Genomic DNA, 25827 nt, shown 5'->3' with positions numbered 1-25827 from the left:
AAGACGCGACGTAACCATTAAAGAAGTAAATAACTAATTATGGTTTATTTTGTATTTCACTTTTATTTTTTACTAATGATAAAGGATAGAAAATGTAAAGTCAATATAATTATAAGTATTTTTATAGGAATAGAAAACTATAAAAATATATGTGCCACAATAGATGATTTTGGAAACTTAAAAAAGCACTTACCAAAATGGTAAGTGCTTAAACGTTAATACGTTGATAGTAAGCGATTTGTAAGCCGCCTTTGCCGTAAATTTAAATATCGAAAGTTTTAAACCACCACTCCTCAAAGTGGGTGTTCGCAGAGTATTTCATGTTCGTCCGCATTAACGTGGAATGCGGCATGCCAGTCCGTACTCAATTAAAACTCCCTATTACAGCTCAAAGGTTAAAACTTAATATTATTACGAACAATGCAGCTTGTAATCTTATATTACTGCATGAATGATAAATCTGCAAGAAAGAAGATCTGGTATTATAGCGGAAATATATGGAACTAATAGTAGATTTTCAACGAATCAAATGAATGAATCTTATTTATAAAAAATAATAAAAAAGGTGAATTGTCATGCCTAGGTTCATCTATCCTAAATTTCTTATTTTCCCTGTGAATGATTTTGTTGATGGCTATAGAGCGAAATCGATTTGGCATTTAGCAACTTGGTGCATAAGATAAAAAATATACAGTTTATGGATTGAGGGAAATCATAAAGAATAATAGAAGTTAGACTTTCATGGTATTCAAAGTGGACTTAGTGGAGAAAAAATTAAATCTGTAGAGGAAAGACCCATGATATCAAAAATAATATGGAGGGAAGATGTAAAATGATTGATCAACAGGAAGAATTTAAAAAAGCGTTAGGAAATTATCCTACAGGTGTAACGGTTGTCACTACTTTTGATCAAGAAAACAACCCAGTTGGTTTAACCGTCAATTCATTTGCTTCTGTTTCATTGGAGCCATTATTAATTCTTTGGTCTATTGATAAGAAATCCAAGTCTTTAGGGATTTTTACGAGTGCAGATCAATTTGCAGTCAACATTTTAGCCAGTGACCAAGCAAAGCTATGCTTTCTTTTCTCTAGTAAAGAAGTAGATCGCTTTACACAATGTGAATGGCAACGCTCAGAAAAAAATTTACCGATTGTAAAAAATATCGCATCCGTTTTAGAATGTGAAAATGTTCAGCAAATAGAAGCAGGGGATCACGTCATATTGATAGGAAAAGTAATTCATATTATTCATACTGATAAGGCTCCATTACTATATCATCAACGTAGCGTTGGGGAAATTCCGAAAACCTTTTATCAAACAAATTAAAAGAACGTTTAAACTGCAAGCAACAAGTTATTAGTTTGTTTGCGGTTTATTTTTGGGTAAAATAAAAAAGCATATGCCTTATGCATAAGGCTTAAGCTTCTGATAAAACTTCCTCGGTCAATGCAGTAATATCTACTGGTGATTTTTCATTAATGACATCTGCCAATATAACATTTTTGAAGTAATTTACACTTGTTGGTAACGGAATCACTAACAATTTTTTTAGTGCCTCTTGATACATGCTGACAAATTCTTTGTCTGTATTGCCTCGCTTAAGCTCTGCAAATGCTTCATAAAAGAGGTCGAGTTTATCTGCAAATTCGAGTAATCTTCCTTCGATGGTTGCGTCTTTTCCTTCTTTCATACGCTCGAAGAATACCTCTTGAAATTCTTCAGGAATTTCGTTGAAAATGAATTTCTCCATCATTTTCTCTTCTACATGTGCAATCATTTGTTTAAGCTCTGGCGATGCATGCTTTACAGGTGTCTTAATGTCGCCAATAAATACTTCTGCAAAGTCATGGTTAATCGTTTTTTCGTATAATGATTTCCAATTGATAATTGATCCGTTCATTTCTTCAATTGTCCCAAAAAACATAGCGTATTGTGATACTTTCCAAGAGTGTGCTGCTACATTATGTTCCTCAAATTTGAAGCGACCTGGGCAACGTATAATACGCTCTAAATCATTTAAACTTGTAAAAAACTTATGGATTCCTATAAAAATCCTCTCCTTTTTAATTTTATTTATTGTATGCTACTTTACCAAGAATGTGATTAGGATGTCCACTAATTTCTTCTTGATACCGATATTATACAATATAATTTCTTCACAATTTAGGTATTTACAAATACGATTGATTATCTTTACATTGAGTTTACAAAATAGGAATGTTCACCTTATTGTCGTTTGCTTGTATGCATTCATTCCTTTATTGTTGAAGTAAGAAAAATATAGAAAAGGAAGCCTATCTATGCTTTATTTAACAGCGCTTTATATACATGTGATAAGTGCAATTTTATCGATTGGGCCTTTTTTTGTACTTATTCCAATGCTCAAAAAAATGAGAATAGCAACTACACATCAAGAAATGACGGCATATGTATCTACCTTTTCTCTTGCTATTACGGTAGTTAAGCATTCTGGTCATGTACTTATTTTATCGGGAATATACATTCTTTGGCGCGGCGGTTATTCCATTGCAACACCTTTTATTGCAATGACAATCACTTTGTTAGTTTTTTCAATTGTCTTTTTAGCACGTGCATTTAAGCCAACGATGCGAACATTTAATACAACACAATACAATCAACAATACTTTGTCAATAAATTAACTAAATCCGTATGGATCTATACAATATTATTATTAATCATGCTTTGGTTTATGGTCACAAAACCCACATTATGGTAGGAAAAAGATAATATTCTAGCTATTGATAGACTAACTTTTTTCTATAGTAGCCTTGTACTAAAAACATTATGATTCAAAAATAAAAAGGATGCCTTATTTTGTATTTAAACAATTCTAAGGCATCCTTTTCTATTTATTTTTCTAAATCTTGTATTAAAGGTTTTGCAAGCTCTGTAGCTGTTTTTCCAACTTTTTTATGGTCTTCTACAACAGATAAAACGAGAAAATTATGGTTTTTTTTCGTATCAAAAGCTACAATAAAGCTATTTTCCTGACCCTCTGTTCCTTGTGTTTGTTTTAATTCGGCTGTACCTGTTTTAGCAACTAGAGTAGAGCTAATACCGTTTAAGGTATGTGCAGTACCATTTGGATTTTGTACAACTTGTATCATTGCATTTTGTATAATTTTCGCGGATTGGGCACTAACAGCTTTTTTGGTCTTTGTTTGTTGACCCTTTAACAAATTCGCATATACCACTTGACCATTATTTGCAAAAGCGCTGTACGTAATGGCTTGTTGAATGGGGGACATTAATACTTGTCCTTGTCCATAAGCTGTATCGGCCAATAGAATATCGGATTTAAAAGAATTATTGTTTGAAATTTGTGCAGGTTTCATATCAAATGGTAAATCTAATTTTTCACCAAAGATAAACTTATTGAACCCTTTTCTTAATACATCTTCGCCCATTTCTAGTCCCTCTTGAGCAAAGAAAATATTATCTGAGTAGATTAAAGCTGTTTGTAGATTTACTTTTGGGACATTAGAAACGCGAGTGACAAAATAATTACCCCAAGATTTATCCTTTTGCCATTTTAGTCCATTGATTGTCCGAACTTTTTTGGTTGTTAATGTACCTGCATCAAGTGCCACACTTGCTGTAACGGTTTTCAGCGTAGAACCAGGTGCAAATCGTTGAGTAAAACGATTGATAAATGGCTTCTGTTCGTTGTTCATATAAGCATCGTATTCTTTTTGTGAAATTCCTCGAACCATTTTATTTGGATCGTAGGAAGGCTTGCTTACAAGTGAAAGTAAATTACCACTTTTAGGATCCATGATGACTGTAGCACCAGTAGCATTTTTTAGTGCATCGTATGCTTTTAATTGTGTATCAGCATCTATGGTTAATTGAATATTTTTACCGTCTTCGCGATAGGCTTCAAGTAATACTTCTTTGACTTTACCATTTGGATTGATCAAAGATATCTTTCCACCGTTTTTTCCACGTAATTCTTTATCGTAAGCTCTTTCTAAACCGCTTTTACCAATTATGGCATCAGCAGAGAGTGTGGAATCTTTTGCAAGATCTTCTTGAGTTACTTTCCCTGTATAACCAATCATTGTAGAAGCAGCTTCAGCAAGGGGATAGTAACGAATATCCACGGCTTGATATTGTACACCAGCCATTTTCTTTATTTGATTATTATCAATTACTTTTAATGGGACAAACAAATCGTCTTTGACCCACTTTTGGTTGAGCTTTGTTTCAATATCTTTTTCAGTTATATCGAATTGTTTTGCAATAGCCTTAATATTGTCTTCTTTTGTTGTCCCTTTTCCAAGTTCTTTAGGGATAATTCCCGCTTGACGAAATTCAGCATTTGTTGCTAATTCATTGCCATTTTTGTCGAGGATTTTCCCTCGAATAGCGTCTTCTTCTGAATAGGAAATCTTATCAGTTGCCTTCATATGGGGGAAGATAAGTTCAGGACGCCAATTAACAACAAAATCATTTCCTTGTTTTATAATTGTTCCTTTATAAGAAAGGCTGGACATTTTTCCAAGTGCTGTTGTTAAATCTAATTTATACGTAAATGAGTATTGCCCACTTTTAATCTTGGTTATGGTAACATTGCTAGCTTTCATATTTTCTGCACCAATACCATGGAAAATGTTTGTATACTTATTAATCAATGTTTGCTGATCATAGTTGTATCTTTTTAATGCTTGAGAGGATATTAGTGTAGGTAATTCTTGATACTGTTGTTTTGTAATGATTTTGACAAAATTTTTGGCTGTTTGTTCAGCCTTTTGATCGGCATGTTGTTGTGCCATATAATATGTGCCGCCAGAAATGACGGCGATTAGTATAACTACTAGGCTAATGAGCAGTTTTTTACTTTTCAAGTAAATCGCCTCCTTATCGTTATTATAATGATGTATGGTTAAAAGTATAATAGAATGAACGATTAATGTTAAAATAATAATGTGAAATTTCACAATTCTATTCTTAAGTATTAGTAGAAATTGAGCATTTATCCCGTATTTAAATAGCAGTAAGATCGTATCTGAAGATGAGAGAAGCAAGAAGATAAGTTTTGGAAATTGCATTATCTAACTATTAGTGAGGGGAATTGTGAGAATAGATGACGAAGTGAGTATAGAAAGAGGATTAAATATGAAGAAAATGAGGATTGGTCTCATCCTTATAGCAGTTGTCTTGATTGTTTTGGGATGGGGTGCACATAAACAAAAAGAGGAAAAACAACAAATCAATAAAATCATTAATGAACAACAAGATGTCAATCAAATTGAAGTAAAGGATAATAAATTTGATAAAGTTATTTTTTCAACAGAACATGAGGCGGAACAGTATAAAGAATACTATCCATTAAGCCATATTGAAAAATTAGAAAAAGCAGATCGTAAGTTATTCGAAAATGATCCGGATTATACGATTATTTATAAGGTGGATGGCAAAGAATTATATTCTGTAGAAATATTACGATTAAAAAATAATGATGTAGCAATTTCTGAAGAATTGCAACCGTTCTTGTTTCAGATAAAAGGCCATACGTATGTAATCTATTGGCCTGATCAAAATAAAATACTTCAACAGTCTAAGAATACACAGAAATTATTAAGACATCTATAAGGTAATAATCTATAAAAAAGCTAGAGAATTTATATTTCTCTAGCTTTTTTATAGATACGAAGAACATCTAGAAACATTGGTGTATGCTTTATAAAATTCCCATTTACACTGTTGAAGAAAAGGGTAAAGGGTGGAATTTTGTCACGGGAAATTTCCCGAGAAATAATTTTAGATAATTTTGTAGATATTTGTTAATGGAATAATTGATATAAATAATGATATAGACCGTTTTCATCATTCGTATAAGTAGTGATATCGTCTGCTTTAGATTGAATCTCTTCACGGGCATTTTTCATTGCAACACTTTTACCCACTCTTTGGAATAGGGGTAAGTCATTACCTCCATCTCCAAATGCAATGACATTTTTGAAATCGAGATGTAATTTGGATAGTACAGTTGAAACACCAGCGGCCTTCGTAGCACCCAAACCATTCACATCAATTAAGTCAGATGATGATAAAGCTGCTGCAAATGGATGGGTTAATTGCATTTTTTGTAACTTCTCGAACCATTTAGACACTAGTGAAGCACGATCATCGAAGAATAATATCTTTTCCACATTATTTGTATGGATAGAAGCTGTCCATTTTGTATGCTTATACTTGTGAGAATTCAAATTTGTCATTTCAGACTGTAACGATGTTTTCTTAGCTGTTTTGGATCCATCTTGGTGATATATTTCATGATAAATACCAAATTCAATTGATTGCTCGATTAAATATTGAACTGTAGCAGATGGAATTTCACTTTTATGAACTTGTTGTTTACCAACAAATATATTCATACCATTAGAAGCAACTACTCCATCTACTATAAATTCCTCTGGAAGAATGTCATTTACTTCGTTAATCGTTCGCCCAGTTGCGATTAAAACTAGCAATCCGCGTTTCCTAAGTGACTGTATATACTGTACTAATAATGGATTAACAGTCTTTTTAGTTGTCAAAGTTGTTCCATCGAGGTCTAGAACGATTGCTTGTGAATTCATTTTAGGTCATCTCCTATATAGCCACGTTCTATTACTTTTTTTAAAATGTAAGTAAAAATAAGTTTAAGTTTATCATTATTTTTGCCATTATTAATTTTAATAGAAACGATATTTATGTAAAGGGTCACTTACTCATTATGGATCCTTCACTAAAGGCCAGTAAGACAACCTATCTGTGAAGATTGAGGCTACAGAACGTAGATTGTAAAAATATATAGTAAATATCTGCTGTTGAATAAAAGTGGAATTAGCTCCGCTTTCCGTGGGCGAACTGACGAGCCTCCTCGGGGCAACAGGATGTTGGTCACGGAGTCGTTGCCACAGGACGTGGCGTTCTTAGACTCCGTTCCTTATTTCTCTCTTTTGGGGTTTCGTCTAGTCCGTTTTCCAACAGGAGTCTACGCTAATTCCACGTTCAACTAAGATTGTAATACAAGATTTTTATCATAAAAATCTTGCTGCTTTTACTTTTTCAGTAGCCTCCTCGTTCGTTCTTGTGGGAGATTTAGAATTACTTTTCCATAGAAGTCTAAGTCACGATTGGTTTAACTAATCAGGGAAGAACACATAGTAGGAAGTGTTAATATATAAGGCCGATACATATAGATTTAAGTTTCTTTGTTATAATGAAGGAAGCTAAAGGACGGTGAAAAGTATACGTGACAAAATGGTATAGTGTGTTTCCGAAAAATCCAGTAATGAGCTTGGTAGCATGGATTGCTTTTTGTTTTATTCCGTTTTATTTAATATTTCACTCATCATCAAAGCTTGAGGGGTCAATTGCTCTTGCAGTCCTTATTATGTATTTAATATGCTTCAGATTTGCGTATACTGCGACAAATGGACTTGTGTATATGTGGATTGCTTTTGGGATGCTGATCAATGCTGGGATGACGGTTTTATTTGGGTATATATATTTTGCTTTCTTTACAGCATTTTCAATAGGGAAAATTCATCATACTGTTGGCTTTTATATTATGTATGGACTTCATATTGCGATGACGGTAGGCTCTGTTATTGGTGGTTTTTTTATCGAGACAGATTTATTCATCCAAGAAATTCCATTAATTGTTGTGATTTTGTTTAGTGCGATTTTAGGGCCATTTTATCTTTATAGTGAAAGTAAGAGCAAAAAACTTGAAGGAGCATTAGAAACAGCGAATGCACGTATTTCAGAACTGAGTGTTTATGAAGAAAGACAACGAATTGCAAGGGATTTACATGATACCCTAGGACAAAAACTTTCAATGATTGGATTGAAAAGTGATTTAGCTGTTCGTTTAGTAGAAAAAGATCCAAAAGCGGCTATTCAAGAACTTCATGATATTCGTCAAACTTCTAGCATTGCATTAAAAGAAGTACGTGAGATGGTATCTAATATGAAGAATGTTAAATTGCAAGAGGAATTAATGCATGTACAGCAAATTTTAAGGGCAGCTAATATAAAGTTAACGATGGAAGGCAATCCACAATTCGAAAAAATTCCAACAATGCTTAGTAACTCATTGAGTATGTGTTTAAAAGAAGCTGTTAATAATGTAGTGCGGCATAGTCAAGCAACAGATTGTATGATAGCAATTTTGCAGACTGCTGATTTTATAGAAATGATTATTAGTGACAATGGAATTGGCTTATCAAATAGCCAAAGAAAACCTTCTTGCAATGGGTTAAATGGTATGAAAGAACGTGTTGAATTTGTAAATGGCGAATTAGAAGTACGCGAAAAAAATGGAACGACTGTGAGAATAACTGTACCAATTGTGATCGCACCTAATGGTGAATAATTTTTTTGCTCGAGTATCTTATAGGTATTCGAGTTTTTTATAATATTCTCTTCCGGAAGAATATTTTCTTTTTAAGGATAAAATTCACTAAAAAGAAAAAGGATTCATGTCATTTACGTCGAAATGTAAGTAGTATGGAAATTATTTTATACAGAAAGGTGTAAGGGGTATGGTTAAAGAGTATAGTAAAGCAATTCAAGATGATTATCCAGAAGATTTTGCTTGGTGCTATGGATGTGGACGACTAAACAATGAGGGTATTCATGTGAGAACGTTTTGGGATGGCGATCAAACAATATCTTACATTCAACCGGACAAAAAGTATACGGCATTACCTGGTTTCGTGTATGGTGGATTTATAGCTTCTTTTATAGATTGTCATGGAACTGGGTCAGCATCATTAGCATTGCATCGTAAAAATGGCTACAAACCGGGTGATGGAGTAGAACCACCTCGTTTTGTTACGGCATCTTTACATGTAGATTATCTAAAACCAACGCCACAAGGGGTGCAATTAAAGGCGATTGGAGAGGTAGAAGAAATTCATCCAAAGAAATTTAGAGTGATGATTCAAGTGTTTGCAGGTGATCTTCATGTAGCGAATGCTGAAGTAGTCGCTGTTGTTATGCCCAAAAGCTTTTTGATAAGTGAAGGCATATAAAACGATCTTAATATTCTAGATAAAAAGTAAGCGCTTGGCATCATTTTGACTAACACAAGGGAGAGATGGCGATGTTTAATCCACAAGATTTTGGTGAAAAGTTAAAAGAGTTACGTATTCAAAATGGGTATTCAATGCTATCGTTGGGCAAAGCAATCGGTACATCGGCAAGCCGTATTAAAAGTTGGGAAATGGGTGAAAGTGTACCTTCTGCTAGCTGGATCGTTAAGCTTAGCAATATACTACAGGTATCGGCTGATGAATTGCTACTTAACATACTTGAGGAATCACCTTCAAAGGGGGAGAAGGTATTTCCTAAAAAGCGCAATGTCATATTAAATGATTTGAATATTTTACTACATGAACTAGATAAAAAAGATTTATGGGAACTTTATACCTTAGCTGAACTAAAAGCAATGCAAAAAGAAGTATCATTATAAAGGTAAAGTTCAACTATAAAGAGTGAAAATTTATAAACCTTTCATTATTTATGAATAGACTAGTAAAATGTTTCAATAAAAGGAGTTATACAAAAGTTTTTCTTTTGTATAACTCCTTTTTATATTTCTATTAGAACAACCATGTCTCTTTAAACTAAGAATATTAGATTTTATGAATACTTAAATTCTTATAAATAGATATATTTCCATTATAAAGAAGAAGTTTTGTAATATTTCAATGCGAAAAAGTCGTTTTTTTGCATGATTTTCGTTATTTTTTAGCGTTACAAAAAAGTTTTTTCGTTATTTTCATGAAATAATACGTTCTTTTGTAAAAAATATACTTTATTTATTTTAGTAAAAGTAAGAATATTCCACGAGCTATTAACTCAGTCATATCAATAGCTATGAAAATATCTCTAAAAAAATATCAATTATGATGTATTAAATGTCAGAAAATTGGCAAAGAATGTAACACGATTGTTACAGTGTGTACATCGAATAGCAATAGTTATGACATGTGACGATGGTAAAGTTAGTCGTGTTAGTACAAAGGAGGTCGTTTTTAAACGATGAAAAAATATTTAATTGCACTAGCAGGTGTTTTCGCACTAGGTACAGCAGCTTTAACAACTCAAGCATCAGCTGCTAGTTACAAAGTGGAAAAAGGTGATACACTTTGGGAAATTTCTCAAGACCAAGATGTAACCGTACAGGACTTAAAAAATTGGAACGAACTAAAATCAGATGTTATTGTTCCTTCACAACAGCTAGAAATTGGCTCTAAAGCTAAAACATATACTATAAAAAAAGGTGACACCTTATTTAAAATTTCACAAGCGACAGGCGTTTCTGTTGGAGATTTAAAAGCTTATAATAATCTTACTAGTGATGTAATCTATGAAGGTCAATCGCTTGCGTTATCAGGAGATTCACATAATGTGAATGTTGCTTCTGTTTCGGACAATCAAACACCAGCTAAAACACAATCAACAAATATACAACCAAAAAATAAACAAACGACTAATACACAACCATCAACTAGTCAATCTACACAACAATCGTCAGGGAAAACGATGACAGTTACAGCTACAGCTTATACACCAAATTGTGCAGGTTGCTCAGGCCGTACTGCAACAGGTATTAATGTAAAAGCTAATCCAAATATGAAAGTAATTGCAGTCGATCCTAGGGTTATTCCATTAGGTTCAAAAGTGTGGGTTGAAGGTTACGGAACAGCAATTGCTGGTGATACAGGCGGAGCAATCAAAGGTAATAGAATTGATTTATTAATGCCAAACAATAGCCAAGCTAATAGCTGGGGCGTACGAACAGTTACCATTAAAGTATTAGATTAAGTAAACTATTGAATATCAGTCATAGTGATATAAAACGTTCTTAATGTGTTAAGCATTAAGAGCGTTTTTTTTAGAAGCTTATAAATATTACAGAGATTTTCTTCGAAAAAAGAACTTATTGATCTAACATTCACAAAAGATTTCGAAAAAAAGAAAGAAATTAGGCAACGTTAACTGCATAATTGTTGTCTTAATTGTATAGTAGAGTATATGAGAATTATAAAATTGGGTGGATGTGGATGAAAATCAATAAATCGACGCTTGTTCAATGGCTAAAAGTCATTTTGCCAATTTTGCTGATGATTTTTGCAATTCATGAAATCGGTAAGATTTTAGGAAATGTTAATGGTCGCGAAATTGCGAATAAATTAGAATCTTTAGATGTCAGAACAGTAACACTAATGGCTGTGATTCCTCTAATACTTGTATTTCCAATGTTTTTCTATGATTACTTTATTATTAAAAAATTAAATTTAAAAAGACCGTTACGACGTCTAATGAAAGAATCATTAATTATTAATTCTTTTTCAAATCTAATTGGTTTTGGTGGCCTTGTAGGGGTATTATTAAGGACTCATTATTTTAAGAAAAAAGAAGTAGATAGTACAACTTTTTTTAAAACAATTGCATCTGTCACTTTGTTTTATCTTGCGGGGATTTCACTTTTCACTTGGATTTTACCTATTTTTTACAGAGATTTTCCTATGTTTAAAGAACATAAGTTGTTAATTGTTGCAGCAGGGATAATTGGATTATATGTTCCTTTTCTAATTGTTAAAGCAATTGTGCAATTGATTAAAGGAACAACAACTAAACGCCAAATATTAGGTGATGTCGCACTGTTAGGTGTCTCGATTTTAGAATGGCTTGGTGCATTTACATTTATGATGATTTTAGTGTTTATGTTACAAGTACCGATTAACATAGCGAATATTATTCCAATTTTTATTGTTGCATCTAGTGCAGGAATTGTAAGTATGATCCCCGGAGGCCTTGGATCATTCGATTTGGTTTTTATATGGGGAGCACAAAGTCTACAAATTCCCAATGAATCGATTTTAGTTCTGTTGTTATTTTATAGAATTGGCTATTATGTGATTCCGTTTTTGGCGGGACTTGTACTCTTTTTACGTGAGTTATGGGGCAAGTTTAATGTTGGTTTTAATGCGATTCCTCGATTCTTTTTAGAAAAAACTAGCCATATATTAGCAACTGCACTTGTATTTTTAGCAGGACTTGTACTGCTAGTTTCATCTGTAGCGCCTGGAGCAATTGAACGTATTCGATATGCAAAAGAGCTGATGTCATTTCCAATTGTGAGTATTTCACATCAATTAGCAGTTGCGACGGGCTTTGTATTACTCGCATTATCAAATGGAATTTCTTATAAAGATAAAAGTTCTTATCGGATGACAGTTTTTGTTTTACTCTTTGCATCGGCTCTTTTTATCATAAAAGGAATTCAATATAAGCAAGCTCTATTTATGCTATTTGTAGCAGGCTTGTTATTTTTATCACGTGGACGATTTTATAGAGAAAGTTATATTGTGACGTGGGGACGTAGTATTTTCAATACATTGCTTATTATAGTGATCTTGTTACTTTATATCATTATCGGTCTATTCACGAACCCTTACGTAAAATATTCTATTCCCGAAAAATTGAAACCATTTTTGACAACGGATTCTGAAGATCTATTTAAAAGTGCATTTATGGGTCTTATTGTGATAATAATTGTAGTAGTTTTTGAGATCTCTTTACGTAAACTTACACAATTTACAAAGATACCATCATTGGCATATGAACAGGAAATTTTTTTACATCTCAATAAGTATGGAGGTAAGGAATTATCTCATTTAATCTTCTTACATGATAAATATGTGTTTTGGAATAAGAAAAAGACGGTTCTATTTGCCTATCAAGAAATTGCAGATAAACTTGTCATACTGGGAGATTTAGTAGGGGAAAAGGAAGATTTTAGAGAAGCTATTGAAGAATTTATAGCCTTTGCCGATTCGTACGGGTATACCCTTGTTTTCTATGAGGTCAGCGATCAATTTGTACCTTACTTACATGGCTTTGGATACAGCTTTTTCAAACTTGGAGAAGAAGGGTATATCGATTTACTAAAAATTCATAATTCAAAAAAGGTAATAGAAAAGACGTCTGAATTGAATCAGCTTTTTAAGCAAGAAGGTTATTCATGTGAAATCTTGCATCCGCCATATTCTGCTGAAATCATGGACCAATTGCAGAATATTTCAGATGAATGGCTTGATAATCGAAAAGAAAAAGGTTTTTCGCTCGGCTATTTTAATGAAGATTATTTACAATTTACGCCTCTTGCTGTGTTGAGAAATCATCATTTTGAAATTGTGGCATTTGCCAATCTCATCCCCCTTTATGATGAAGAACGAACAGTGACAATTGATCTGATGCGTTCTAAAAAGGGAGAACTTCCAGATAAGGCAATGGACTATTTATTTTTAAATATTTTCGCATCCTCAATCGGCCAAGGGTTTAAACGATTAAATGTGGGGATGACTCCATTGTCTCATGTCGGGGTTTCAAAATTTGCCGGTATAAATGAAAAAATTGGGACACAAATATTGGTAGATGGTCAGGATTATTATAATTTTAGGGATATTCAACGATTTAAAGAGAAGTATGCGAACGATTGGCAACCTAAATATCTTGCATATCGAAAACGAGTTTTTCTGCCATTTACAATTTTACAAATAATGATGTTAATTGGTGATAATAAATATTCATCCATGAGAGAAAAAGTATCGGAAGCAAAACAATCGAGAAAATGAACATAGGAAACAGAAACAGGATTCTTTCAGACTGTGGGCCAATTTGTCTACAGTCTTTTTCTTTTTTATCATAAAATACACCCCTGGTAACACATCAAAACAAACTGCAATATGACATAATGTTATGTTAAACTAATAGTGAATAAATAGGAAAAAATAGAATATATGAAAAATATTATGCGAAAAACTGAAAGGAGTGCGGATTTTGCAAGATGTAATTTTACGTTTAGAAGATGTGAAAATGTACTTTGGTCATAAACAAGTATTAAATGGTATTAATTTAACCGTTGGAAAAGGGCAAATCATTGGTTATATCGGTCCGAATGGTGCTGGTAAAAGTACAACTGTTAAGTTGATGTTAGGTTTGGTAGAAGGGTACGAAGGAAAAATAGAAATCTTTGGTCAAGATTTAGCAAATGGCGATTATACATATAAAAAACGTATTGGTTATGTACCAGAAACCGCAGAGATTTATGATCAGCTGACAGCATGTGAATTTTTAACTTTTACTGGAGAAATGTATGGTTTAAGTCATAATGAAGCAGAAGAAAAGTCATTAAAGTTGTTACAAGAATTTGGATTAGAACATGCTTTTCACCAAAGGTTATCCTCTTTTTCAAAGGGGATGCGTCAAAAAGTATTAATCACCTCTAGTTTGCTGCATAATCCGGATTTACTGTTTTATGATGAGCCATTAAGTGGTTTAGATGCAAATAGTGTTTTAATCGTGAAGGAAATTCTGGCAAAACTTGCAGAGCAGGGTAAGACGATTTTTTACTCATCTCACATTATGGAGGTTGTTGAGAAAATCAGTGATCGAATCGTGTTATTAAATGATGGGCAAGTGGTAGCAGATGGATCGTTTGAAGAGCTACAGGAACAAAGTGAAGAAGGGACATTAGAAGAAATTTTCAATGAGATGACAGGTTTCAACGAGCAAGAAGCAATAGCAAATCGTTTTGTATCAATTGTAAAAGGTGAAGATGCCGATGAAGGATTATAAATCTTTAAAGGCATTGGATCACTTTAAAAGACTTTTTGAGAAATTTGGTATTGACTATGATTCGATGCGTAAAATTTTACAGCTAAAGTTAACAATGGATACACGTCGTATCCCTCCCATGTTAAATGGACAAAAGATTAAAAAAGAAAAAAATCTATTTTTAAGTTCGCTTTGGATTTATGTACTATACGGTACATTGGGATTGATGCCATTTTTATTTTTACCTTCCCAATATATTTTTCCAATGGGTATTGTTTTTACGGTTCTAATGTTTATTTCAATGACAGCAATGGTATCCGATTTTTCTGCCGTTTTATTAGATATTCGCGATAAAAATATACTACAACCGAAGCCTATCAATAGTCGAACATTAAATGCTGCGAAAATCATGCATATCGTTATTTACCTATCGATGCTTAATAGTGCTCTTATTTTCATACCTTTGATCGTAGGGGTTATTCGTTTCGGCATTCTTTTTGGGCTACTATTTATGTTGATGACAGCATTACTAAGCTGTTTTATTGTTGTATTAACTGCCTTAATCTATTTAGTTATTTTACGTTTCTTTAGTGGTGAAAAGTTAAAAGACTTGATTAATTATGTACAAATTATCTTAACCGTTGTCATCATGGTTGGCTATCAATTTATGTCACGTTCATTTGAACTTACACGATTTTCTGTGACATATCATTTTGAGTGGTGGCATAGTTTTTTACCTCCCCTATGGTATTCAGCGTTTGTAGAAATGATTTTGCATCAACATTGGTCAGGACAACTTGTATTATTAAGTATTCTTGGGGTGTTAATGCCGATCTTATCAATCGTTCTATACGTAAAACTAATGCCTACTTTTGAGAGGAATTTATCAAAACTATTAAGCGATTCTTCAAGACAAAAAGGAAAGATGTATCGATGGACCATAATGTGGTCAAAAATATTATGTAAAGATCCCCAAGAGCGAGTGTTTTTCAATTTCGCGTCATTAATGATGAGCAAGGAACGTTCATTTAAACTAAAGGCTTATCCACAAGTTGGGTTTGCTCTCATTATCCCATTTATCTTTTTGTTTAATACTTCGCGTTCATTTTCAATGCAAGTTATACAGGAAAATGGTAGTGTGATGGTTTTATACTTTACTTTGATTATGCTTCCTGCTTTGATACATCTTTTAAAATTCTCGGATAAATATAAAAGCCATTGGATTTATAGAGTTGCCCCTGTTCAAGATGAAAGAATTTTCTATAGAGCAACATTAAAGGCATGTTACGTGAAATTATTTTTACCGTTATTTAGTTTAGTAAGTATTCTTTTTATAGCTATATTTAAATGGAGGATATTACCTGACATAGGTATTATGCTTCTCATTTCAATTTTATTGTTATGGGTTTCTTATGCAATCGGTAATAAAGAAATTTATCCATTTTCAAGTTCCTTAGAAGCTACACAAGATACCAATACGATTCGATTATTAGGATCCATGTTGTTATTGGGATTACTAGTATTAGTCCACCTATGTTTAAGCTATGTACCCTACGGTATAGTCTTTTATGCAGTGCTTCTAATTGGTGCTATTTTGTGGGGCTGGAAGTATTCGTTCGGAAAAAGAAAAGTCAAGAATGCATAGCTATTCTTGACTTTTTTGACGATCAAGATCGAGCAGTTTAGAGTCAGAAGATGTTCCTTGAAATTGTTTAAGTTCTAATCGTAGTTTTTCGTTTTGATCCTATAATTATTTTGTTTTATTTATTCAATTAAAGAATGATTTCTCCGTTTAAGATAGTTTTTAGAAATATGCGTTGCTAAGGGTAAAAAATATAGAAAAATTATTTGTTTGTAGTTGAATTTTTAAAGTTTTTCATGTATGATTAAAAAATCAGAAAATTCAATTAAATTAGGAGGATGCCCATGGAACCATCGAAATTTGAAACCTATTTATTGGATGAAGAATATGATTTTCAAACATCAAGTGAAAATTCATACCTTGAGTTAAAGCCATACGAAGTGGAACAATATCCAGAGGGATTTTTTACGGAATTATAGATCGTTGATACAGCCCAAAAGGCTGTATTTTTTTGTTCATGCTGTGATAAATAAATAAGATCTTTTGGAAAATACATTGATTTTGCAGTATGATGTAAGTCAAATGAGGTGTAAAAAAGATGACAATTGATGAACAAATTTTAGAGTGGTTTGATTATTTTCACGAACATCCTGAGATTAGTTGGAAAGAGCATAAAACAACCAAGAAAATTGCAAGTATTTTAGAAGAGCTACATATTTCTTACCAATTGTTCGGAGATATTCCTGGTCTTGTCGCTGAAATAGGTGAAGGGGAAGAAATTGTTGCAGTACGTGCAGACATTGATGCATTATGGCAAGAAGTTGATGGAGAATGGAAGGCTAATCATTCATGTGGTCATGATGCCAATATGTCGATGGTACTTGGTGCATTATTACACTTGAAAAATCAGCCGCTAGAACATAAAGTACGTTTTATCTTCCAACCTGCTGAAGAACTTGGAAATGGTGCAGTTGCTGCATTTGAACATGGTGCAGTGGATGGGGTATCATATCTATTTGGAGTACATTTGCGACCTATAGAAGAATTGAAATTAGGTGAAGTTTCACCGGCCATTCATCATGGTTCTGCGATTTTCCTTGAAGGAGAAGTACACGGCACAGATGCACATGGTGCTCGTCCACATCAAGGACAAAACTCGATCGATGTTGTAATGGCGATCCATCAAATGATTAAAAGTATATATGTTTCCCCATTTGATCCCCATTCTGCAAAGCTTACGAAGATTGTAGCTGATGGAGGAAGTATGAATATTATCCCTGGCGCTGCAACCTTTACAATGGATATTCGCGCACAGAAAAATGCTGTGCTAAATGAGCTTCAAGATAAGATTGAACAAGGTCTAAAAGCAATTCAGCAACAATTCAATATCGATGTAAGTTGGAAATGGGTTGACTATACGCCAGGGGCTGAAGTTTCAGATGAAGCAGCTAAAATGGCAGAGCAAGCTATTGTCGAAACATTAGGGAAAGACCATTTAGCTCCACACGTGATGACACCTGGTAGTGATGATTTCCATTTTTATACTATTAAGAAACCTGAGTTAAAAGCGACAATGATTGGAATTGGGGCAAATCTAGCACCTGGATTACATCATCCAAAAATGACTTTTAATCATGAAGCATTACTTGATGCCTCAAAGGTATTAGCAGCTGTATTGGCTAAAAAACCTTATTAATAGGATTAAAAACATCTATCTTTTAAAGGATGGATGTTTTTTTATTTGTAAAATAGAATAATTATACATTTTTAAATTTCAATGATTTAATATTTGCAAGCGCTTTATTTCTTCAAAATGGAATAAATATAATCGAATATGTATTGAATATGACATTGACTTATAAAATAGTAAATTATAAAATATTCATATTAACGACAATATAGCGACTATTCAGAAAATAATAAGGGGATGATGGGGTGAAAAAAGAGATAGGTGCATTGTGGGCGATACTTACTTTTGTTGTAATGATACTAACAATGCTTGTGACAGTTGTTGTTTTAGAACAAAGTCCACACGTTCCATTAATTGTTGGTACGATTGTAGCGGCAATTGTAACTTGGAAACATGGCTACAAATGGACTGAAATTGAAGAAATGATGTACAAGGGAATTAAATTAGCACTACCTGCCATTGTAATTATTATGCTGGTTGGATTAACCATAGGAGCTTGGATTGGTGGTGGAGTTGTTGCAACCATGATTTTCTATGGTTTAAAAATGATTTCTCCAGCTTGGTTCCTTGTAACAATCTTGCTCATTTGTTCGATTGTATCTTTAGCGATTGGGAGCTCTTGGTCTACAATGGCAACAATTGGTGTTGCAGGTATGGGAATTGGCTTGAGTATGGGCATTCCTGCACCAATGATTGCGGGAGCAGTTATTTCTGGATCCTATTTTGGCGATAAAATGTCGCCTTTATCAGATACGACCAACCTAGCATCAGGTTTAACCAATACAGATTTATTTGACCATGTTAAACATATGCTTTATACAACAATCCCGGCTTTAATGATTTCTCTTGGCGTTTTTGCATGGTTGGGGAGAAGTTTCGCTCACGTAGGTATGGATACTAAAGAGATTCAAACAACCTTACAAGTTATGCAGGATAGCTTTGTCATTAGTCCTTGGTTGTTGCTTGTTCCAGTCATTGTAATTGTTTTAGTGGCAAAAAAAGTACCTGCAGTTCCGGCTTTAATGATTGGGATTATTCTTGGCTTTTTATCTCAAATATTCATACAGGGTGGATCTGTTTCAGCTGCTGTTAATGCATTACAAGAAGGATTTAAAATCCAAACAGGCAATGAAATGGTGGATAATTTATTTAACCGTGGAGGTTTAGATTCCATGATGTTCACGGTTTCAATGACCATTGTGGCTATGACATTCGGAGGTATTTTGGAATTCTCCGGTATGTTAAGTTCTATGATGAGCTTAATAGTAAAAGCAGCGAAATCGACTGGAAGTCTAATTGCAGCAACAATTGCTTCGTGTATTACTACAAATGCTACTTGCTCAGAACAGTATATTTCCATCGTTGTGCCAGCACGTATGTTTGTTAAAGTTTATAAGAAACGTGGGTTGAATTCTAAGAATCTCTCTCGTGCTTTAGAAGATGGTGGGACATTGTCATCCGTATTTTTCCCATGGAATACTTGTGGTGTATTTATACTTGCTACTTTAGGTGTAGGTGCAGCAGAATATGCCCCTTATGCTATATTGAATTATACAGTGCCAATTATTTCGATTATTTATGCGTACACAGGATTTACGATTGTAAAACTTTCGCCTGAAGAAATGGAAGCAGTGGAAAATGAGGAAAGTAATTCGGAAAGGGAACGTAGTGTATCATCTGTATCGATTTTATGATTGATAAAGATAGTGAGGATAACTGCCTGCCAAAGCCTGATTGTTTCTAAACCCATCAGTGGGGATGAAGAAAACTCCACTGATGGAAGTTTCACGATCAATAGCTTATAAGCCAAAATATGCCCTTTCTCTAGTGATACGTCGAAAAGTTAAGTTCATAAACAGCCCTTGGGCGCCCTTGTTGATAGGACATTTCCTCTCCAACTACTTTGGCGTATCCATGTTCTACTAATTTCTTTAAGATTCGTTCAGTTGTTCGCCGTGTAACTTGTAAGTATTCTGCCAAATCTAGAGCTGTAAATTGTAAAGATTTTCTTGAGACGCTAAAAGCCATGATTTTAGAAATATTAAGAGGACTCAATTTTGTTTCTTTTGCCATCTGAAGTACATATGGATCCTTAGTTTGCAAGGATAGTGTAGTAGGTTTATTTGGAAACGGTCCCTGTAACTCTTTATTTTCATTCATGATGAAAACTGCATTTGGTGTTGCAAATTTTAATGCTTGTTGCGCATTTTTTTGTGCTTCAAGAATAGATCCTCCATAGCCAAATGTAAGTTTGATGGGATATTTCGATATGCTAAAAAATGATTCTAATAAATTGTAATTAAAAGCATTTTGAATATGGCCAAGGGTAGTATATAATTCAAAACAATTGTTATTGAGTTTTTGATAGGATGCATGTGTAGTGGTTATGATTCGTTGCAATACTTGTTGATGATCTTCCGTAGATTCAAGAAATTCTAGTACGCCTACAACTGCTTTTGCAGATTCTGATTTTGTCATTTTCGATAAAGCTTTTGTTTGTTCTAATCGACGAATAATCGAGCTATTTGGGTCATGCATTCGCATAACGGGAATATCTTCAGCCTTTAGAGCATCGTAAATACTGTGGATGCTTGTAATGACAAAATCAATTTTCCCTTCTTGCCATAATTGTTTGTGTTCAAGAAAAATATGATTGAATGGTTTGTCAATGTGAATTTCTTGTATATAGGGTAGTGGTCCTTCATAGAGAATATCATTTACAACATTGCGTACATGTTGTATATTCATCACATCAATTGATATTCTAGAAAGGGACAAGTTTCTATTGGCTAATGCAGTTAATAGAGAGGTTGTTATAGAGAATTCCTCTTGCTGTAAGTATGTCCAAGGAATTGGCCAGTTAGATAGTAATGGTTTAGCGTATAAATAAGGCAATGTACCAGATAATAATAATACATCACATGGTTTTATTTTTTTCATTAACGTAGGTGTTTCATCTGGCGTATTATAGATGTAAAATTCTAATTGGATATTATCGACTTCTTGTGCGATACTTATTAAACGATCTCTAAAGGCAAGAGAGCTAATAACGGCAATTTTAGTAGACATTACATCAATTCCTTTACTATTTTTTTAACAATAATAGCGACTATTTAACGACAACTATATCAATAGAAAATCATTTTGTAAAGAAAAGAGTGAAAAATGTTGAAAATAACTGAAATAGAAATTTTTGCAATCAATTTACCTTTAATCGAGCCGTTTATTATTAGTTACGACACTTATGATACAATGCCTTCTATTATTGTGAAAGTATCAACAGATGAAGGTATTGTTGGCTACGGTGAAGCTGTACCGGACGAACATGTAACGGGTGAAACTTGGGAAAGTACTTATAGGGTGTTAAAGCATCAACTGGCACCAACAGTATTAGGACAAGATCCTCTAAGTTTTGAAAAAATTCACGAATTAATGGATAAAACTGTTTATCAAGTGCCGGCAGCTAAGGCTGCTATTGATATTGCATGTTTCGATATAGCAGGGAAAAAGTTACATGTCCCTGTTTATCAACTAATCGGAGGTCGTTATCACGAAAAGTTCCCAATTACTCATGTTTTAAGCATTGGATCTCCTGATAAAATGGCAAATGAAGCTGCAGAACGTGTTGCAATGGGGTATCGCTCTTTCAAAATGAAAGTCGGTACTGAAGTGATGAAAGATGTAGAGAGAATTCAAGCAGTGCGTGAAAAAGTTGGTGATGATATCGATATTCGTGTAGACGTTAACCAAGGGTGGCATAATGCTGCTACTACTTTAAAAGGTTTACGAGCATTACGTAATGTCAATTTAGATTGGTTAGAGCAACCAGTGGATGCAGATGATCTAGATGCAATGGTTGAAGTAAAGTCAAAAACAGACGTAACCTTGATGATTGATGAAGGTTTACATGGTGCCAAAGAAATGCGTGAAATTATCGCAAAACGTGCTGCAGATAAAGTAAATATTAAATTGATGAAATGTGGAGGTATTTACCCTGCTATGAAGCTAGCAAATATGGCAGAAATGGCTGGCATTGAGTGCCAAGTAGGATCGATGGTTGAATCATCAATCGGTTCAGCTGCAGGATTCCACGTTGCATTTTCGAAAAAAATTATGAAAAGCGTGGAATTAACAGGACCTCTTAAATTCTCAAAAGATGTTGGTAATCTTCACTATGATGTTCCATTTATTTGCTTAAATGAGCGACCAGGGTTAGGCATTGATGTTGATGAAAATGTAATACAAGAACTTTGCCACAAATCATGCATTGTTCGTTAGAAGGGAAGTAAAATAATGGATAATATTGCGCAAGGTTTCCTTGGTGAAACACTATACACTGTTAAAATTTTAACGCGAGAGCAAGTGCCTCAACTTAGAAAACTACAGTCTGAAGTTATCGCTGCACTGCCTGATGCAAATACATTACAACCACTTAGTGATGAAGAATTTAGCTATATTTTAACTGGCCATGGTTTAATGATTGGTGTATTTGTAGCAGATGAGCTAATTGCATTCCGAGCATTACTTGAGCCAATGATTGATGACGAACATTTAGGAAGAGATTGCGGTATTCCAGAACAAAAACTCCCTAGAGTGTTATATCAAGAGATATCCAATGTTTCTCCACGTTATCGTGGTTATGGCTTACAGAAAACAATGGCACAAATTATTATGAAACAAATCGATTTAAGTCGTTTTGATTATATTTGTGCAACCGTAAAACCATTGAATATACCAAGTTTGAAAGATAAATTTGCACAAGGAATGGTAGTTGCGGGATTAAAGGAAAAATACGGTAACAAACTTCGCTATATTTTCTATAAAGAGCTTAATGGTGAAAAACCAACATTTACAGAAGCTCGACTCTTATTAATGAGCGATATTACGGGACAACAGCAATTGTTAAAAAAAGGTTTTGTTGGAACAGATATGTTTGAACAAAACGAACAGTGGTACGTCACGTATAGAAAATAATAAAGATTTGTGTTTTTCTTTAAAAGAATAATTCTTCCAGATAAGATACAATAACAACGATACTTAATCAAAGAGGAAAGCCAGTATGAGGAGTGTGAATAATGAATAAAACCCCAGTTATCATTGACTGTGATCCGGGAATTGATGATGCAATGATGCTTGCTTTAGCATTCTCACGTCCAGAATTAGATATTAAACTAGTTACTACAGAAGCAGGAAATTTATCAACTGATAAAACAACATATAATGCTTTGAGCTTTTTAACATATATAGGGCAGGATGTTGAAGTAGCTAGAGGGTTAGAGCATCCCATTTTTCGTACTTTAGAAGTGGCAGAAGATATTCATGGTGAAGGCGGATTAGGAAATGTAAAATGGGCTGATCCAATTTTGAAAGAGAGTCAACGTCCAGCGATTACAGCTATATATGAAACTTTATTAGCTAGTGATGAACCCGTAATTATTGTTGCAACAGGTCCATTAACGAATATAGGTGCGTTATTACTTGCACATCCTGAAATAAAACCTAAAATTAAACTTATTTCATGGATGGGTGGAGCAGCTGTGGGAGGGAATATGTCAACTACAGCAGAATTTAATGCCTATGTTGATCCGCATGCTGCAGAGCTTGTTTTTCGTTCAGGTGTTCCAATTATAATGAGTGGTTTAGATGTAACACATAAAGCGTATATCACTCGAGAAGAAATGGCAGAACTTCGCACACTAGGTACACCATTTGCTGAAAAAGCAGCAGATATGATGAAATTCTATACATTTACACAAACACAGACTCCATTCCACGCACCACATTTCGAAGAACAAATTAGGGTTCATGATGTTTGTGCAGTTGCAGTGTTAGTAGCACCCGAACTATTTGAAGGTGATGACTATTATGTAGAGGTAGAGCTAGAAGGTCGATTAACTGCTGGTTCTACAATTGTGGATTATACACGTAAAACCGGTCACGAACCAAATGCCAAAGTATTACATAGCGTTAATCGAGAAGGCTATGTAAAGCTTTTCTTTGAAGCATGTACAACAGTTGGTGAAAAACTTTTAAGTAAATAGATTTTGATATCTTCTTTTTATCGACAAAAAGACATTCAGATAATCTCATCTGAATGTCTTTTATTGATATGAATGGATTTATTTTAAATAGTACCAACCTATTACTTATTAGGTGAAAAAACAGGGAAAATGTAGATAAACTTGAAGAAACTCATGTTTGTCTACAGCTTTTTTCTAAGTCCATTTACCATCATATTTATCATCTTTTGCTTCGGACTCTAAATCTTCGGTTTGTTTAGAAACAGGAATTGGATCTACTGTATGCATATCTTCGTGTAAATCATAAATGCTAATGTTTTCTGAATCTAACATATCAGGTCGACTTTGATAGGGTAGATCTGCGAATATCTTTTTGTCTTTAGGTAATGAATCCTTCTTCATAACAACACACTCCTTTTTAAAGAGTAGTGTGCGTTTATCGAATAATATTATACACCAACAGCAGTTTGATAAAGGAGATATAAATTTAAAAATATAACAATTGTTGCAACAATCCATCCAACGATGGTTGTTAATTTATGATTGACAAGACAACCCATAATTTTCTTATTACTAGTAAACATAATCAGTGGAATTAAGGCAAAGGCAATTCCAAAAGATAAAATAACCTGACTCCAAACAAGTGCTTTTGTAGCATTTGCTCCAAAAGCGATGATTAATAGAGGAGGAATCATTGTAATGGCACGACGTATATAAATCGGAATATGTTTATTGATAAACCCTTGCATCACAACATCACCAGATAAAGTACCTACTGATGAACTTGCAAGGCCAGCAATTAATAATCCTAAACCAAATGAGACAGATGCCATTGGACCAATCATATCATGGAAAGAATGGAAAGCGACATCTAAATCTTCGACATTCATACCCTTTGAATGGAACACAGCGGCTGCGATCACTAACATACTCATATTGATCGCACCTGCAATAATCATGGCAATAACAATGTCAATGAATTCAAATTTAAAAATTTTCCGCTTTTCTTCGTCATTGTTACCTACAACTCGATGTTGTGTCAAAGAAGAGTGTAAGTATATGGCATGTGGCATAACAGTTGCACCTAAAATCCCAGTAGCAAGGAGTATAGAGTTGACATCCTCAAATTTAGGAATAAAGCCTGTAGCAATATCAGTAGCGGCTGGATGTGCCAAAAATGTTTGGAATGCAAATGCCAAAACAACCATCATGACCATAGCAGAAATCCCAGCTTCAAATGCCCGTACGCCACGACGTTGAAGCTCTAATATAGCAAATGAGCCAACAGCTGTTATTAGTGCTGCAGGTAGCATAGGAATATCGAATAATAAATATAAACCAAGTGCAGCACCGATAAATTCTGCTAAGTCAGTTGCCATAATAACAAGTTCTGATTGAATCCATAAAAAGATAGCTGTTTTTTTTGAGAAGTTTTCTCGTGCCACCTCAGGTAAATTTTTTCCTGTAGCGATACCTAGCTTTGCAGATAATGATTGGATTAAAACGGCCATTAAATTTGAAAAGGCAATAACCCATAATAGTAAATACCCATACTGAGATCCAGCAGTAATATTCGTGGCAAAATTTCCTGGATCAATATAGGCTACGGCAGCGATAAATGCCGGTCCCAAGAAGGGGAGAATACTTCTTATCCCATGCACTTTACCAGTTAGAACATCTTGAGCTGTTGGATATTGTAACCTTGAGATTTGTTTTTCTTTATAAATTTTACTCATGTTTTTCCTCCGTTCCCAAAAGTGTTATTCCTGAAATAAAGTTTCCTGAAGGAAAGTTTTAGTGTACTTCAATTGTTCTGAAAAGTAAAGATATTAGATTCATATTCTTTTATTTTCTTTATAGGCTATAGCACACACTTTTTTCGAAAAG

The 25827-nt window shown here is 33.9% G+C and carries 22 protein-coding genes and 1 other RNA gene; 16 read left to right on the top strand and 7 right to left on the bottom strand.

Going from position 1 to position 25827, the window contains the following annotated elements:
* Positions 1-238 precede the first annotated feature (238 nt).
* A non-coding RNA gene (ssrS, locus tag CEF14_RS13020) (6S RNA) lies at positions 239-432 on the bottom strand.
* 400 nt (positions 433-832) lie between these two features.
* Here ssrS and CEF14_RS13015 point away from each other — a divergent pair.
* Complete coding sequence (locus tag CEF14_RS13015) at positions 833-1327, top strand: flavin reductase family protein (protein ID WP_102693260.1); 495 nt, start codon at positions 833-835, stop codon at positions 1325-1327.
* A 91-nt stretch (positions 1328-1418) separates the two neighbouring features.
* On the opposite strand, the gene CEF14_RS13010 is transcribed toward CEF14_RS13015, so the two are convergent.
* Entirely contained in the window at positions 1419-2048 is a 630-nt protein-coding gene (locus CEF14_RS13010; RefSeq protein ID WP_102693259.1) for a YfbR-like 5'-deoxynucleotidase, read from the bottom strand.
* A gap of 253 nt (positions 2049-2301) precedes the next feature.
* On the opposite strand from CEF14_RS13010, the gene CEF14_RS13005 reads away from it, so the two are divergent.
* On the top strand, positions 2302-2739 hold the full coding sequence (locus CEF14_RS13005) for a hypothetical protein (protein ID WP_102693258.1): 438 nt from the start codon (positions 2302-2304) through the stop codon (positions 2737-2739).
* Positions 2740-2872: 133 nt separating this feature from the next.
* Here the strand turns inward: CEF14_RS13005 and pbp4 are convergent, their stop codons facing one another.
* Positions 2873-4870: a penicillin-binding protein PBP4(5) gene (gene pbp4 / locus CEF14_RS13000; RefSeq protein ID WP_211284610.1), complete on the bottom strand. Its 1998-nt coding sequence runs from the start codon at positions 4868-4870 to the stop codon at positions 2873-2875.
* Positions 4871-5141: 271 nt separating this feature from the next.
* Between pbp4 and CEF14_RS12995 the strand changes: the two genes are divergently transcribed.
* A complete protein-coding gene (locus tag CEF14_RS12995; RefSeq protein ID WP_102693257.1) occupies positions 5142-5618 on the top strand; it encodes a hypothetical protein in 477 nt (158 codons plus the stop codon).
* Between the two features lie 191 nt (positions 5619-5809).
* Here the strand turns inward: CEF14_RS12995 and CEF14_RS12990 are convergent, their stop codons facing one another.
* Positions 5810-6607, bottom strand: a complete 798-nt coding sequence (locus tag CEF14_RS12990; protein ID WP_102693256.1) for an HAD family hydrolase — start codon at positions 6605-6607, stop codon at positions 5810-5812.
* A gap of 659 nt (positions 6608-7266) precedes the next feature.
* On the opposite strand from CEF14_RS12990, the gene CEF14_RS12985 reads away from it, so the two are divergent.
* From CEF14_RS12985 to nhaC, 10 genes are all read left to right on the top strand, one after another.
* Entirely contained in the window at positions 7267-8391 is a 1125-nt protein-coding gene (locus CEF14_RS12985) for a sensor histidine kinase (protein WP_170061514.1), read from the top strand.
* Positions 8392-8560: 169 nt separating this feature from the next.
* On the top strand, positions 8561-9052 hold the full coding sequence (locus tag CEF14_RS12980; protein WP_102693255.1) for a PaaI family thioesterase: 492 nt from the start codon (positions 8561-8563) through the stop codon (positions 9050-9052).
* A 71-nt stretch (positions 9053-9123) separates the two neighbouring features.
* Positions 9124-9492 (top strand): helix-turn-helix domain-containing protein, encoded by a 369-nt coding sequence (locus CEF14_RS12975; RefSeq protein ID WP_102693254.1) that lies wholly within the window; start codon positions 9124-9126, stop codon positions 9490-9492.
* Positions 9493-10064: 572 nt separating this feature from the next.
* Positions 10065-10850, top strand: a complete 786-nt coding sequence (locus tag CEF14_RS12970; RefSeq protein WP_102693253.1) for a LysM peptidoglycan-binding and 3D domain-containing protein — start codon at positions 10065-10067, stop codon at positions 10848-10850.
* A gap of 239 nt (positions 10851-11089) precedes the next feature.
* Positions 11090-13666: a bifunctional lysylphosphatidylglycerol flippase/synthetase MprF gene (mprF, locus tag CEF14_RS12965; RefSeq protein ID WP_170061513.1), complete on the top strand. Its 2577-nt coding sequence runs from the start codon at positions 11090-11092 to the stop codon at positions 13664-13666.
* A 241-nt stretch (positions 13667-13907) separates the two neighbouring features.
* Positions 13908-14669 carry an ABC transporter ATP-binding protein gene (locus tag CEF14_RS12960; RefSeq protein ID WP_211284676.1) on the top strand — a complete coding sequence of 254 codons (762 nt, stop codon included), beginning with the start codon at positions 13908-13910 and terminating at the stop codon, positions 14667-14669.
* Complete coding sequence (locus CEF14_RS12955) at positions 14656-16293, top strand: hypothetical protein (protein ID WP_102693250.1); 1638 nt, start codon at positions 14656-14658, stop codon at positions 16291-16293. Before CEF14_RS12960 ends, CEF14_RS12955 begins: the two co-directional genes overlap by 14 nt.
* Positions 16294-16574: 281 nt before the next feature.
* The gene (locus CEF14_RS19410) at positions 16575-16709 is read left to right on the top strand and encodes a hypothetical protein (protein WP_281256520.1); all 135 of its coding nucleotides are present in this window, start codon (positions 16575-16577) and stop codon (positions 16707-16709) included.
* Between the two features lie 119 nt (positions 16710-16828).
* Complete coding sequence (locus tag CEF14_RS12950) at positions 16829-17926, top strand: amidohydrolase (protein WP_102693249.1); 1098 nt, start codon at positions 16829-16831, stop codon at positions 17924-17926.
* Between the two features lie 239 nt (positions 17927-18165).
* Positions 18166-19614 (top strand): Na+/H+ antiporter NhaC, encoded by a 1449-nt coding sequence (nhaC, locus tag CEF14_RS12945; protein WP_102693248.1) that lies wholly within the window; start codon positions 18166-18168, stop codon positions 19612-19614.
* A 130-nt stretch (positions 19615-19744) separates the two neighbouring features.
* Here nhaC and CEF14_RS12940 read toward each other — a convergent pair whose 3' ends face one another.
* Entirely contained in the window at positions 19745-20989 is a 1245-nt protein-coding gene (locus tag CEF14_RS12940) for a hypothetical protein (RefSeq protein WP_102693247.1), read from the bottom strand.
* A gap of 99 nt (positions 20990-21088) precedes the next feature.
* Here CEF14_RS12940 and CEF14_RS12935 point away from each other — a divergent pair, with 99 nt between their 5' ends.
* The 3 genes from CEF14_RS12935 to CEF14_RS12925 all read left to right on the top strand — a co-directional run bounded on the left by CEF14_RS12935 (position 21089) and on the right by CEF14_RS12925 (position 23961).
* On the top strand, positions 21089-22198 hold the full coding sequence (locus CEF14_RS12935) for a mandelate racemase/muconate lactonizing enzyme family protein (RefSeq protein ID WP_102694401.1): 1110 nt from the start codon (positions 21089-21091) through the stop codon (positions 22196-22198).
* Between the two features lie 15 nt (positions 22199-22213).
* On the top strand, positions 22214-22894 hold the full coding sequence (locus CEF14_RS12930) for an N-acetyltransferase (protein ID WP_102693246.1): 681 nt from the start codon (positions 22214-22216) through the stop codon (positions 22892-22894).
* A gap of 101 nt (positions 22895-22995) precedes the next feature.
* Positions 22996-23961 carry a nucleoside hydrolase gene (locus tag CEF14_RS12925; protein ID WP_102693245.1) on the top strand — a complete coding sequence of 322 codons (966 nt, stop codon included), beginning with the start codon at positions 22996-22998 and terminating at the stop codon, positions 23959-23961.
* Positions 23962-24135: 174 nt separating this feature from the next.
* On the opposite strand, the gene CEF14_RS12920 is transcribed toward CEF14_RS12925, so the two are convergent.
* Entirely contained in the window at positions 24136-24342 is a 207-nt protein-coding gene (locus CEF14_RS12920; protein WP_102693244.1) for a hypothetical protein, read from the bottom strand.
* Between the two features lie 47 nt (positions 24343-24389).
* Complete coding sequence (locus tag CEF14_RS12915) at positions 24390-25676, bottom strand: Nramp family divalent metal transporter (RefSeq protein ID WP_102693243.1); 1287 nt, start codon at positions 25674-25676, stop codon at positions 24390-24392.
* Between the last annotated feature and the right edge of the window lie 151 nt (positions 25677-25827).

The organism is Rummeliibacillus pycnus (assembly GCF_002884495.1).
GTDB lineage: Bacteria > Bacillota > Bacilli > Bacillales_A > Planococcaceae > Rummeliibacillus > Rummeliibacillus pycnus.
This window is presented reverse-complemented; position numbering and strand designations above follow the sequence as displayed.

Excerpts from the sequence above, each read along its gene's own strand:
- CEF14_RS12920 (WP_102693244.1), bottom strand. The coding sequence starts at position 24,342 with ATGAAGAAGGATTCATTACCTAAAGACAAAAAGATATTCGCAGATCTA.
- CEF14_RS12975 (WP_102693254.1), top strand. The coding sequence starts at position 9,124 with ATGTTTAATCCACAAGATTTTGGTGAAAAGTTAAAAGAGTTACGTATT.
- CEF14_RS12930 (WP_102693246.1), top strand. The coding sequence starts at position 22,214 with ATGGATAATATTGCGCAAGGTTTCCTTGGTGAAACACTATACACTGTT.
- CEF14_RS13015 (WP_102693260.1), top strand. The coding sequence starts at position 833 with ATGATTGATCAACAGGAAGAATTTAAAAAAGCGTTAGGAAATTATCCT.
- CEF14_RS12995 (WP_102693257.1), top strand. The coding sequence starts at position 5,142 with ATGAAGAAAATGAGGATTGGTCTCATCCTTATAGCAGTTGTCTTGATT.
- CEF14_RS12915 (WP_102693243.1), bottom strand. The coding sequence starts at position 25,676 with ATGAGTAAAATTTATAAAGAAAAACAAATCTCAAGGTTACAATATCCA.
- CEF14_RS12970 (WP_102693253.1), top strand. The coding sequence starts at position 10,065 with ATGAAAAAATATTTAATTGCACTAGCAGGTGTTTTCGCACTAGGTACA.
- mprF (WP_170061513.1), top strand. The coding sequence starts at position 11,090 with ATGAAAATCAATAAATCGACGCTTGTTCAATGGCTAAAAGTCATTTTG.
- CEF14_RS12980 (WP_102693255.1), top strand. The coding sequence starts at position 8,561 with ATGGTTAAAGAGTATAGTAAAGCAATTCAAGATGATTATCCAGAAGAT.
- CEF14_RS12990 (WP_102693256.1), bottom strand. The coding sequence starts at position 6,607 with ATGAATTCACAAGCAATCGTTCTAGACCTCGATGGAACAACTTTGACA.
- CEF14_RS12925 (WP_102693245.1), top strand. The coding sequence starts at position 22,996 with ATGAATAAAACCCCAGTTATCATTGACTGTGATCCGGGAATTGATGAT.
- CEF14_RS12940 (WP_102693247.1), bottom strand. The coding sequence starts at position 20,989 with ATGTCTACTAAAATTGCCGTTATTAGCTCTCTTGCCTTTAGAGATCGT.
- CEF14_RS12960 (WP_211284676.1), top strand. The coding sequence starts at position 13,908 with ATGTACTTTGGTCATAAACAAGTATTAAATGGTATTAATTTAACCGTT.
- CEF14_RS12955 (WP_102693250.1), top strand. The coding sequence starts at position 14,656 with ATGAAGGATTATAAATCTTTAAAGGCATTGGATCACTTTAAAAGACTT.
- CEF14_RS12950 (WP_102693249.1), top strand. The coding sequence starts at position 16,829 with ATGACAATTGATGAACAAATTTTAGAGTGGTTTGATTATTTTCACGAA.
- CEF14_RS13005 (WP_102693258.1), top strand. The coding sequence starts at position 2,302 with ATGCTTTATTTAACAGCGCTTTATATACATGTGATAAGTGCAATTTTA.
- CEF14_RS19410 (WP_281256520.1), top strand. The coding sequence starts at position 16,575 with ATGGAACCATCGAAATTTGAAACCTATTTATTGGATGAAGAATATGAT.